Raw genomic sequence first — 11,316 nt, forward strand, 5'->3', positions numbered from 1 at the left:
AAGAGATAAAATTCTATAATAAATAAAAAATGGAAATTAATTTAGAATTATTAATAGAGTATACTGATAAACTTGGGGAATCTATAACCATAAATATAGATATTGAAGATAATAAACATTCATCTTTAATATTCCAAAGAGGTAAATATAAGGATTCTGGGAATGCAAAGGTGTTTTTAGAATTTAAGGATTTAAAAGAAATTCTATTTTTAAATGAAATAATTAAAGTCGATGTAACATTTATTCAAAACTTTGAATCTTTAGATCTAAGTTCTTCAAAAGGTATAAGTTTAATTCAATTTGTAAAAGAGAAGGAAAAACAAATTTATGAAACAATAGCAAAATATATTATTCAGATGCTAAATGCTTCAAAAGATAAAATATTTTTTCCTGAAATTAAACATCTTGAAAAACACGATGATTTTTTTAAAATTAACAGATTATGAAAAAGATTGTTTTAATAACTTTTATTTTAATTGGCAATTATCTTTTTAGTCAACCTGTAATTTTAAAAACACCAAGTAATTTAATTGTTTTTTCACATATGTCAAATGAAGATTTTGATGTGAAAAACGCTTCTGAGTGGAATGGTAATGTTAAATATCTAAAAAGCAATGTTATTATTACTGGTGGAGCTATTTTTTCAACTAGCAGTAAAGTTGGATATTTATTAGGTATAATTGAAGTAAATTATAATCATCAAGCCAAATACTATTCTGATTTAGTTGACGATAGAAAAATTGTAAGAATTTATAAACCTTTAAAGAATAAAAAAGGTTTTGAAAGCCAAGGGAAAACTTATTTTATTTCCAAAAATGAAACTCTACTTTCAAAACCGTATAGTAATAGTAAATGGAGTTTAACATTAATAAAACCTACATTAGAAGAGTTAAAAAAGTTGGATTTAAAAACAACATATTTAGATAGTCCTGAATATAAAGCAAAAATGTTAAAAGAAAAAGAAAGAGAAAATCAAAAAAAAGATAGTATAAAAAAGATTGAAGATACAGATTTTTATTACAAAATAAATAATAAAAATACTAATGACGAATTAAAAATAAAAAGTGCTATAATATCTGTAGTACCACATATAGGAAAATATACTACTAGATTATTGATAACCTATACTATTAATATAGATGGTAAAATAACTGATGTATATTGGACAAATTCAGATAACTTTGAAAAAAATATAGTAGATAAATATTTGCCAATAATTAGTGAAGAGGTGAAAAAAATTCAAATATCTCCTTTTGTAGGTTTAAAAAATGGAAAGAAATATATTTCCTATAATGACCTGCTTATTGATTATTAATATAATTAAATGAAGGATGTTAAGTGAAAAAACATCATAAAAATAACATTCTTAAGAAATAAAAAAATTAAGAAATATAAAGATTATAATTTACTACAATGAAAGTAACCATAGACGGTCAAGCGATTGAGGTAGAACCAGGAACAACCATCCTGCAAGCAGCCAGAATGATTGGTGGAGAAGTAGTTCCGCCAGCAATGTGCTATCATTCTAAACTAAAAGGAAGCGGCGGAAAATGTCGTTGTTGTTTGGTTGAAGTTGCCAAAGGAAGTGAAGCCGACCCAAGACCAATGCCAAAATTAATGGCTTCTTGCGTAACCGGCTGTATGGAGGGAATGGAAGTGAACAGCAAATCTTCGGCAAGAGTACAAGAAGCAAGAAAATCAGTGACGGAATTCTTATTGATCAATCACCCTTTGGATTGTCCTATTTGTGACCAAGCTGGAGAATGCGACCTGCAGAATCTAAGCTTCGAACACGGAAAATCAGAAAGCCGTTATATAGAAGAAAAAAGAACTTTCGAACCGGAAGATATTGGCCCGAATATTCAATTGCATATGAATCGTTGTATTCTTTGCTATCGATGTGTGATGGTTGCCGATCAAATAACGGACGACCGAGTTCACGGAGTGATGGATAGAGGCGATCATTCGAATATTTCAACTTGTGTTTCAAGTGTCATCGATAATGAGTTTTCAGGAAATATGATTGATGTTTGCCCCGTTGGAGCTTTGACTGACAAAACTTTTAGATTCAAATCTAGAGTTTGGTTCAACAAGCCTTACGACGCACACAGAGATTGCCCAACTTGCTCCGGAAAAACAACTGTTTGGATGTTTGGTGACGAAATTCAAAGAGTTACTGGAAGAAAAGACGAGTTCCACGAAGTAGATGAATTCATTTGTAACAGTTGTCGTTTTGACCATAAAGATGTGAATGATTGGATTATTGAAGGGCCAAGAGAATTTGAAAAAGATTCGGTTATAAATCAAAACAAATACTTTGGTAAATTAGAAACTGTTCAAATCAATACCGAAGAAACTATTCTATTAGGTAGAGAACAAGACCGGAAAAAAATAAGTATGGCCGAGATTGATTACAACGAAAAAATAGATGGTAACCCAGTAAATTCTAATAAAAATGGATAGTACATTTATAATCGAAAAGAGTGTTGTAATCCTTGTGGTATTTTCCTTTACAATGCTAATGGCAATGTACTCTACTTGGGCTGAAAGAAAAGTTGCCGCTTATCTTCAAGATAGGGTTGGTCCAAATCGTGCGGGCTGGGGAGGATTATTTCAACCTCTCGCCGATGGTTTAAAGTTGTTTGCCAAAGAAGAGTTTTCTCCAAATACTCCTAACAAATTTTTATTTCTAGTAGGACCCGGAATTGCAATGGGAACCGCTTTGATGACTAGTGCCGTGATTCCTTGGGGGGATAGATTTCACCTTTTTGGAAGAGACATTTTACTTCAAGCTACTGATATTGATATAGCTGTTTTATATGTTTTTGGCGTTGTATCAGTTGGAGTTTACGGAATTATGATTGGTGGCTGGGCTTCAAATAATAAATTTTCATTAATTGGAGCAGTTCGTGCAGCTTCACAAATGGTTTCTTATGAAGTTGCAATGGGATTATCTGTCGTGGCTTTATTAATGATGACAGGAACATTGAGTTTGAAAGAAATTTCGATACAACAATCCGGAATGCACTGGAATGTTTTTTACCAACCGTTATCGTTTATCATATTCTTGATTTGTGCTTTTGCAGAAACCAACAGAACTCCTTTTGACTTACCAGAATGTGAAACCGAATTAATTGGTGGATATCATACTGAATATTCATCAATGAAAATGGGTTTCTATTTATTTGCCGAATATGCAAATATGTTTGTTTCATCAACTATTTTGGCAGTTTTATTCTTCGGAGGATATAATTATCCTGGAATGAGTTGGGCTGTTGAAAATTGGGGAGTGAACATTGCCAATCTTATAGGAGTTTTAGCCTTATTCATAAAATTATGTGGTTTTATTTTCTTTTATATGTGGGTTCGTTGGACTATTCCAAGATTTAGATATGATCAATTGATGCATTTGGGTTGGAGAATTTTGATCCCGCTTTCGATTTTTAATATCATAATTACAGGAATTGTTCTTTTGAGAGTAGAAATAATGGCTTATTTAGGTTTTTAATAAAGAAAATACACTAGCCCTGATAGAAGAGAAAATCCCAAGCTTTTTTGCTTGGATTGAAACGGATAGCAGGATTAAGCTTCAAAAAAAAATAAGAAATGTCAATACAAGAAATATCACTTTCCGGAAGAAAAAAGGTAGTCTCTAATAAGGAGATGACTTTTTTCGAACGAATGTATCTTATAGCCATATTCAAAGGCTTGTGGATTACTATTAAGCACTTTTTTAGAAAAAAAGCCACGATTCATTATCCTGAACAAGTGCGTGAAATGAGCCCTGTTTATCGCGGTCAGCATATGTTGAAACGAGATGAACTAGGTCGTGAAAACTGTACTGCTTGTGGCTTATGTGCCTTATCCTGTCCTGCCGAAGCCATCACGATGAAGGCAGCGGAACGCACTGCCGATGAGAAACATTTGTACCGTGAAGAAAAATATGCTTCTATATATGAAATCAATATGTTGCGTTGCATCTTTTGTGGATTGTGTGAAGAAGCTTGTCCGAAAGATGCTATTTATTTGACAATTTCTAAAGAATTAGTTCCTGCTAGTTATAATAGGGAAGATTTCATTTTTGGAAAAGATAAATTAGTAATGCCTTTGGATATCGCAATGAAAAATGCCCAACTTAAAAACGCTAACTAATGATACATATTCCTGATTTAGCAAATGCAACACCAATACAAATTTTATTTTGTATTCTATCTGTTGTTACATTAGCAACTGCATTTTTAACAATTTACAGCAAAAATCCGATACATAGCGCAATCTATTTAGTGATTTGTTTCTTCTCAATTGCAGGTCATTATTTGTTGCTAAATGCTCAATTCTTGGCAATCGTTCACGTAATTGTTTATTCTGGGGCCATCATGATTTTGTTTTTATTTACGGTGATGTTGATGAATTTGAACAAGGAAAATGAAGTGCATAAACCAAGAGTTACTCGATTGGGGGCAATTGTTTTGTTCTGCTTGATGTGTCTGGTATTGATAGCTGTTTTTATCAATTCGAAACCAATTGTTGGAGACTATACTACTACCGGTGAAGATTTCCAATCTATAAAAGTATTGGGCAAAGTGCTGTTGAACGAATATATGGTTCCTTTCGAATTTGCTTCAGTATTGCTTTTAGTAGCAATGATTGGCGCGGTTCTATTGTCTAAAAAAGAAAAATTAGAGAAATAATATGAATAATATTTTGAATCAAGTGGGTATCGAAAATTACATCTTCCTTAGCGTAATACTTTTTTGTATTGGCGTTTTTGGAGTGTTGTACAGACGAAATGCAATCATCGTATTTATGTCGATCGAAATAATGTTAAATGCCGTCAACCTATTGTTTGTGGCGTTTTCGACCTATCATCAAGATGCACAAGGACAAATTTTTGTGTTTTTCTCTATGGCTGTTGCTGCTGCCGAAGTTGCCGTAGGATTGGCAATTTTAGTATCAATTTTCAGGAATTTAGGTACAATTGATGTTGGGAAATTAAAAAACTTAAAAGGATAATCTTCAATGGATACAAGTTTAGTTTTAGTTTTGCTATTAGCTCCTTTTTTAGGATTTTTATTTAATGTTTTTCTGGGTAAAAAAGCAGGCAAAAGCATCGTGGGAATTGTGGGAACACTTTCCGTTGCAGTTTCATTTGCGATAACTTTATATTTATTTGGAAATGCAAGTCAAGAACCGGTTGTAATCAACTTGTTCGATTGGATTTCGATTCAAAGATTCGAAGTAAGTTTTGGATTTCTTATAGACCAATTGTCATTGATTTGGCTATTATTCGTAACCGGAATTGGGTCTTTGATTCATTTGTATTCCATCAGTTATATGCACGATGACGAGAAAATGCATTCGTTTTTTGCTTACCTGAACCTGTTCATTTTCTTTATGATTACGCTTGTAATTGGAAGCAACTTGTTAATGATGTTCATTGGTTGGGAAGGCGTAGGTCTTTGCTCCTATCTGTTGATTGGATTTTGGTATAAAAATCAAGACTTCAATGATGCCGCCAAAAAGGCTTTCATTATGAACAGAATTGGAGATTTAGGTTTCTTGATCGGAATTTTTATTGTGGGTTCTTTATTCAATACCTTGGATTTTACCTCTCTAAAAAACATAATTACTACCGCAACTGACATCAATGATTTATGGATTGCATTGGCTGCTTTAGCATTATTCATTGGAGCAGCGGGTAAATCGGCACAAATTCCATTATATACTTGGTTGCCTGATGCAATGGCTGGACCAACGCCGGTTTCGGCATTGATTCACGCTGCGACAATGGTTACCGCAGGGATTTTTATGGTTACCCGATTGAACTTCCTGTTTGATATGGCTCCAAGTGTTCAAAATATCATAGCGATTGTCGGTGCTGCTACTGCTTTGGTTGCCGCAACGATTGCCTTAGTTCAAAATGACATCAAAAAAGTATTGGCTTATTCTACCGTTTCACAACTGGGATTAATGTTCTTGGCTTTAGGATTGGGCGCTTATGAAGTTGCCGTTTTCCATGTAATCACGCACGCTTTCTTCAAGGCTTGTCTGTTCTTGGGTTCTGGCTCGGTGATTCACGGTTTGCAAGGAGAACAAGATATGCGAAAAATGGGTGGTTTGAAAAAAGCGATGCCGATAACATTTTGGACAATGTTGATTGCCGCATTAGCTATTTCTGGAATATTCCCCTTGGCAGGATTTTGGTCGAAAGACGAAATCTTAATGACTGCTTTTCACGCAAACATAACTTTATGGGTTATTGGTTCGATTGCTTCAATAATGACGGCTTTCTATATGTTTAGATTAATTTATCTGACCTTTTTCAACTCTTTCAGAGGGACCGAAGAGCAAAAACATCATTTACACGAAAGTCCAGGTTTGATTACTTTGCCTTTAATTATATTGGCAATCTTGTCTTTCTTTGGTGGAATCATCAGCTTGCCGGGACACAGTTGGTTGAATGAATATTTAGCTCCATTATTTTCGAAAGTGGCTCAAGAAGAACATTCATTTGGTACAACCGAATATGTGTTGATGGCAATTGCCACAATTGGTGCCCTTATAGGAATTGGAATTGCCTATAAAAAATACTTGAAAGACAATACTATTCCAAGTGAAGATGCCGAAATAACCGGTGTTTCGAAAGTATTATACAACAAATATTATGTTGACGAAGTCTACGATGCCATTTTCGTAAAACCGGTCAATGTGCTTTCTAGTTTCTTTAGAGATTCTGTGGAAACCACTTTATCAGCAATGGTTTTTGGATTAGGGAAAGTAACGAACGAAATCGCTTTACAAGGAAAAAAAGTGCACAACGGAAGTGTTGGATTGTATCTTTTCGCTTTTGTCATAGGCGTTATTGCCATAATAACTTATTTATTTTTATAATAATTTTTACATAATGGATGTAACTACACTATTAATTATTCTTCTTGTTGGCGCATTTGCTACTTATTTTTCGGGAGATAAATGGGCTCCAAAAGTGGCCTTTCTTTTTGGCTTGACTGCTTTTGCTGGTGCAATTTGTTTGCTGAGTCAATACTATTTAGGGCAAGAAATAAACTATGCAAAACTTTGGATAGCAAAACCAAATATTTCTTTTGCTTTACAAGCTGACGGATTGGCCTTGGCAATGCTCTTGTTGACAACCGCATTGACACCAATTATAATCTATTCTTCTTTTGGAAATACCTATAAAAATCCGAAAGCTTTCTACGCATTAATCTTGTTTATGACCTTTGCGATGGCGGGAACTTTCCTGTCCTCTGACGGACTTTTATACTACATTTTCTGGGAATTATCTTTGATTCCAATTTACTTCATCGCTTTAATTTGGGGGAATGGTGATGCCGAAGAACGCAAAAAAGCAGTGGTGAAATTTTTCATTTACACACTGGCCGGTTCGTTGTTTATGCTGGTAGCTTTCATTTATTTATACCAAAAAGCAGGAAGCTTTTTAATTAATGATTTGACACAACTTAAATTATCGTCAACCGAACAATTCTGGATATTCTTGGCTTTCTTCTTGGCGTATGCCATCAAAATTCCATTGATTCCTTTCCATACTTGGCAGGCAGAAGTATACCAAAAAGCACCAACTGTTGGAACAATGTTACTTTCGGGAATTATGCTAAAAATGGGATTGTACAGCGTTATTCGTTGGCAATTGCCAATTGCACCATTGGCTGCAAAAGAATATATGGACGTATTTATTATACTTGGAATTGCTGGTGTAATCTATGGTTCTATCGTGGCTTTACGCCAAAAAGACTTGAAAAAATTATTGGCTTATTCGTCTTTGGCACACGTTGGATTAATAGCAGCAGGTTCTTATACTTTAACACTTGACGGATTTCGTGGTGCGGTTTTACAAATGATAGCTCACGGATTTGTTGTGGTTGGTTTGTTCTTGGTTGCCGAAATCATTTTTAGAAGATACGAAACAAGAAACATTTCAGAAATGGGCGGTATTCGTGCGCAATCTCCAAAATTCACTTCGATGTTTATGATCTTGGTTTTGGCCTCGGTAGCTTTGCCATCGACTTTTAACTTTGTGGGAGAATTTACAGTATTGTACAGCCTTTCTCAAATAAATATTTGGTTTGCACTTCTTGGAGGAACAACCATAATTTTGGGTGCTTATTATATGTTAAAAATGTTCCAACACGTGATGTTGGGCGAAACCAATGCAAGATTATTTGCAGACATAACTTTCAACGAAGGCTTGTCTTTGATAACAATCATCGCTGTTTTATTCTTCTTTGGAATGTATCCAAAACCAATTATTGACTTGATTACGCCAAGTCTCGAAAATATTTTAGTACATATAAATAGAAATTAGCTAAAGGACCTGACAGGTTTTGATAACCTGTCAGGTCTAAAACAAAACATATAAATGAACACATTAATAGCAATCACGGCACTTGGAGTTTTAACTCTTTTATTTGAAATTTTAAATTTTAGAAAAGCCATTGTTCCCATAACGATTATTGGATTATTGGCCGTTCTTGGAATTACCTATACGGAATTTAACACTCCGGCGAGTTACTACAATAATATGATTGTGGTGAGCAAATTTTCATCTGCCTTTTCTGCTTTGTTTATTGTCCTGACTGTTTTCTTGGTGGCTTTGGCTCACGATTTCTACGAAGATCATCAAACTAAAATCTCCGATTTCATTGCCATAAAAATATTTTTGTTGGCCGGAGCAGTTGCTATGGTTTCTTTTGGGAACTTGGCAATGTTCTTTTTAGGAATTGAAGTTTTGTCTATTTCCTTATATATACTTGCCGCAAGTAACAGAATGAATGTTAAAAGTAACGAAGCCGGAATGAAATACTTCTTGATGGGTTCTTTCGCTTCAGGGATTATATTGTTCGGAATTTGCTTAATTTATGGAGCAATGGGAACTTTTGACGTTGCCGAAATCACCGATTGGTCTCGCTCCGCCGAATTACCAATTTGGTTTCCAATAGGAATTTCATTGGTTACCATTGGAATGCTTTTCAAAATTGCGGCTGTCCCTTTTCACTTTTGGGCACCAGATGTTTACGAAGGTTCACCAACTTTGACAACAGCTACAATGAGTACTTTGGTAAAAGTGATTGCCGTGGCAACGCTTTACAAATTACTAACTGCGATGAATGCTGACCTTTCTGCTGCGTTTATCAATATCATTATTGTACTCTCAATTGCTTCGATGACAGTTGGAAATATAATGGCTTTGAAACAAAACAACGTAAAACGTATGTTGGCTTTCTCCGGAATTTCACACGCTGGTTTTATGTTGATGACATTGTTGAGTATCAGCAATTCTGCCGGTAATTTATTATATTATGCTTCAGCCTATTCATTGTCTGGAATTGCTGCTTTCGCCGTGATTTTATACGTTTGCAAAAACAGGAACAACGAAGATATTGCTAACTTCAACGGATTGGGTAAAAATAATCCAGTAATGGCGGCAGTTCTTACGGCAGCTTTACTTTCAATGGCTGGAATTCCAATCTTTGCAGGGTTTTTTGCCAAATTGGTTTTGTTTAGCCAAACCATTCAAGCAGGTTATTTAGTGGTGGTTATCGCAGCTGTAATTAACTCTATCATAAGTGTGGGCTATTATTTCAAATTGATCTTGGCGATGTATGGTAAAGAGCCAAATGAAGAACCAGCGAAAACGCCGTTTGTATTTTATGCAGTAGGTGTCGTTGCCATTCTTTTGAATATCGTTTTAGGATTGTTTCCTTCTGTGGTATTGGATTTATTGGTATAATCTTAAATATAAAATAAATTATAAAGAACCATCAAGAGCAATTTTGGTGGTTTTTGTATTCATTATAAAACACCTCAGACAACCAAAATATGTTTTTTAACTCGCTAATATTTGCTATTTTTCTACCCATAGTTTTTTTACTCTATTGGTTTGTTTTTAGTAAAACCAAAACCGCACAAAACGCATTTCTGGTTGTGGTAAGTTATTATTTTTATTCCTGCTGGGATTGGCGCTTCCTTTTTTTACTGCTCTTTTCAACCCTTTTATGTTATTTCACTGGAATCCAGATAGAAAAAAGTGAACAAGAAAGATCTCGGAAATTTTGGTTTTGGTTGAGCATCGTTTTCAATCTTGGTTTCTTGGGAATTTTCAAATACTACAACTTTTTTGCATTTTCATTCTCGGAAGCGTTGAATACTATTGGGATACATTCCAGTCCGCTTTTACTGAACGTAATTCTTCCGGTTGGAATTTCTTTCTATACTTTTCACGGTTTGTCCTATGTGATTGACATTTATTACAAAAGAATACACTCCGAGAAAAATGTTATTGATTATGCCTTGTTCGTTAGTTATTTTCCACTTTTGGTGGCTGGTCCTATCGAAAGAGCAACCCACTTATTGCCGCAAGTAAAACGAATAAGAAACTTCGATTTCGAAAAAGCAAAAGAAGGCGTTTACCAAATTATTTGGGGATTGGTCAAAAAAGTGGTTATTGCGGACACTTGTTCTACCTATGCTAATGCCATTTTTGACAATTACACATCGATGAATTCCTTGTCCTTGATTCTGGGTGCAGTTTATTTTGCTTTCCAAATTTATGGTGACTTTTCGGGTTATTCGGATATGGCTCTGGGAATGTCCAAATTGTTTGGATTGGACTTATTGCGCAATTTCAACTACCCATATTTTTCCAGGGATATAGCAGAATTCTGGCGTCGTTGGCACATTTCGTTGTCGTCTTGGTTTCGGGATTATTTGTACATTCCTCTTGGCGGAAGCCGTGGAAGCAAATGGAAACAAGTCCGCAATGTATTCATCATATTTGTCGTGAGCGGTTTCTGGCACGGAGCCAATTGGACATTCTTGGCTTGGGGTTTCATCAACGCCTTGTATTTTTTGCCTTCATTGTTAATGGGAACCAACCGAACTAATATGGAAACAGCCGAATTACATTGGGATTTGAATTCCATAAAAGTATTTTTTAGCATTCTTGCCACTTTCACCTTGTCGTGCTTGGCTTGGATATTTTTCAGGGCAAAAACCATCAATATTGCATTTGATTACATTGGACAAATTTTTACGAATGGAACTTTCACATCACAATTTCTGCAAAACCAAAGATACAGTTACGAAATACTGCTATTGGTTTTCGCTTTTGTCTTGGTCGAATGGAACAACCGATACAAAATAGAACCCATTTCAGGAAAATACAGCGGATTAAAAATGACTTTATGTCTCTTGGCAATTATCGCTTTGGGAACTTATGCCGATTATAAAGAATTTATTTATTTTCAATTCTAATGCAAAAATTTATAATAGTAGTTG

General features: G+C 34.7%; 11 protein-coding genes. All 11 read left to right on the top strand.

Annotated features, from left to right (window positions below; genetic code table 11):
* The first annotated feature begins 29 nt into the window (after window positions 1–29).
* The 11 genes from ACH2BV_RS06030 (at window position 30) to ACH2BV_RS06080 (ending at window position 11,292) form a co-directional block, all read left to right on the top strand.
* On the top strand, window positions 30–446 hold the full coding sequence (locus ACH2BV_RS06030) for a hypothetical protein (protein ID WP_395049826.1): 417 nt from the start codon (window positions 30–32) through the stop codon (window positions 444–446).
* Window positions 443–1,315, top strand: a complete 873-nt coding sequence (locus ACH2BV_RS06035) for a hypothetical protein (RefSeq protein WP_395049827.1) — start codon at window positions 443–445, stop codon at window positions 1,313–1,315. The genes ACH2BV_RS06030 and ACH2BV_RS06035 overlap by 4 nt, the downstream gene beginning before the upstream one ends.
* A 98-nt stretch (window positions 1,316–1,413) precedes the next feature.
* Window positions 1,414–2,463, top strand: coding sequence for a 2Fe-2S iron-sulfur cluster-binding protein (locus tag ACH2BV_RS06040; RefSeq protein ID WP_395049828.1), 1,050 nt, complete (start codon window positions 1,414–1,416; stop codon window positions 2,461–2,463).
* Entirely contained in the window at window positions 2,456–3,508 is a 1,053-nt protein-coding gene (gene nuoH, locus ACH2BV_RS06045; protein ID WP_395049829.1) for an NADH-quinone oxidoreductase subunit NuoH, read from the top strand. The genes ACH2BV_RS06040 and nuoH overlap by 8 nt, the downstream gene beginning before the upstream one ends.
* Window positions 3,509–3,606: 98 nt before the next feature.
* Window positions 3,607–4,152, top strand: coding sequence for a NuoI/complex I 23 kDa subunit family protein (locus ACH2BV_RS06050; RefSeq protein ID WP_395049830.1), 546 nt, complete (start codon window positions 3,607–3,609; stop codon window positions 4,150–4,152).
* Window positions 4,152–4,691: an NADH-quinone oxidoreductase subunit J gene (locus ACH2BV_RS06055; protein WP_395049831.1), complete on the top strand. Its 540-nt coding sequence runs from the start codon at window positions 4,152–4,154 to the stop codon at window positions 4,689–4,691. Before ACH2BV_RS06050 ends, ACH2BV_RS06055 begins: the two co-directional genes overlap by 1 nt.
* A 1-nt stretch (window position 4,692) precedes the next feature.
* The gene (nuoK, locus tag ACH2BV_RS06060) at window positions 4,693–5,013 is read left to right on the top strand and encodes an NADH-quinone oxidoreductase subunit NuoK (protein ID WP_395049832.1); all 321 of its coding nucleotides are present in this window, start codon (window positions 4,693–4,695) and stop codon (window positions 5,011–5,013) included.
* A 6-nt stretch (window positions 5,014–5,019) separates the two neighbouring features.
* Entirely contained in the window at window positions 5,020–6,891 is a 1,872-nt protein-coding gene (gene nuoL / locus ACH2BV_RS06065; RefSeq protein ID WP_395049833.1) for an NADH-quinone oxidoreductase subunit L, read from the top strand.
* Window positions 6,892–6,904: 13 nt separating this feature from the next.
* Window positions 6,905–8,344 (top strand): NuoM family protein, encoded by a 1,440-nt coding sequence (locus ACH2BV_RS06070; RefSeq protein WP_395049834.1) that lies wholly within the window; start codon window positions 6,905–6,907, stop codon window positions 8,342–8,344.
* A 54-nt stretch (window positions 8,345–8,398) separates the two neighbouring features.
* Complete coding sequence (locus ACH2BV_RS06075; protein ID WP_395049835.1) at window positions 8,399–9,769, top strand: NADH-quinone oxidoreductase subunit N; 1,371 nt, start codon at window positions 8,399–8,401, stop codon at window positions 9,767–9,769.
* An 89-nt stretch (window positions 9,770–9,858) separates the two neighbouring features.
* Window positions 9,859–11,292: an MBOAT family O-acyltransferase gene (locus ACH2BV_RS06080; RefSeq protein ID WP_395049836.1), complete on the top strand. Its 1,434-nt coding sequence runs from the start codon at window positions 9,859–9,861 to the stop codon at window positions 11,290–11,292.
* Window positions 11,293–11,316 lie beyond the last annotated feature (24 nt).

Source organism: Flavobacterium sp. (genome assembly GCF_043780635.1).
Classification (GTDB): Bacteria; Bacteroidota; Bacteroidia; order Flavobacteriales; family Flavobacteriaceae; genus Flavobacterium.

Excerpts from the sequence above, each read along its gene's own strand:
- ACH2BV_RS06055 (WP_395049831.1), top strand. The coding sequence starts at position 4,152 with ATGATACATATTCCTGATTTAGCAAATGCAACACCAATACAAATTTTA.
- ACH2BV_RS06070 (WP_395049834.1), top strand. The coding sequence starts at position 6,905 with ATGGATGTAACTACACTATTAATTATTCTTCTTGTTGGCGCATTTGCT.
- ACH2BV_RS06050 (WP_395049830.1), top strand. The coding sequence starts at position 3,607 with ATGTCAATACAAGAAATATCACTTTCCGGAAGAAAAAAGGTAGTCTCT.
- ACH2BV_RS06040 (WP_395049828.1), top strand. The coding sequence starts at position 1,414 with ATGAAAGTAACCATAGACGGTCAAGCGATTGAGGTAGAACCAGGAACA.
- nuoK (WP_395049832.1), top strand. The coding sequence starts at position 4,693 with ATGAATAATATTTTGAATCAAGTGGGTATCGAAAATTACATCTTCCTT.
- nuoL (WP_395049833.1), top strand. The coding sequence starts at position 5,020 with ATGGATACAAGTTTAGTTTTAGTTTTGCTATTAGCTCCTTTTTTAGGA.
- ACH2BV_RS06035 (WP_395049827.1), top strand. The coding sequence starts at position 443 with ATGAAAAAGATTGTTTTAATAACTTTTATTTTAATTGGCAATTATCTT.
- nuoH (WP_395049829.1), top strand. The coding sequence starts at position 2,456 with ATGGATAGTACATTTATAATCGAAAAGAGTGTTGTAATCCTTGTGGTA.
- ACH2BV_RS06030 (WP_395049826.1), top strand. The coding sequence starts at position 30 with ATGGAAATTAATTTAGAATTATTAATAGAGTATACTGATAAACTTGGG.
- ACH2BV_RS06080 (WP_395049836.1), top strand. The coding sequence starts at position 9,859 with ATGTTTTTTAACTCGCTAATATTTGCTATTTTTCTACCCATAGTTTTT.
- ACH2BV_RS06075 (WP_395049835.1), top strand. The coding sequence starts at position 8,399 with ATGAACACATTAATAGCAATCACGGCACTTGGAGTTTTAACTCTTTTA.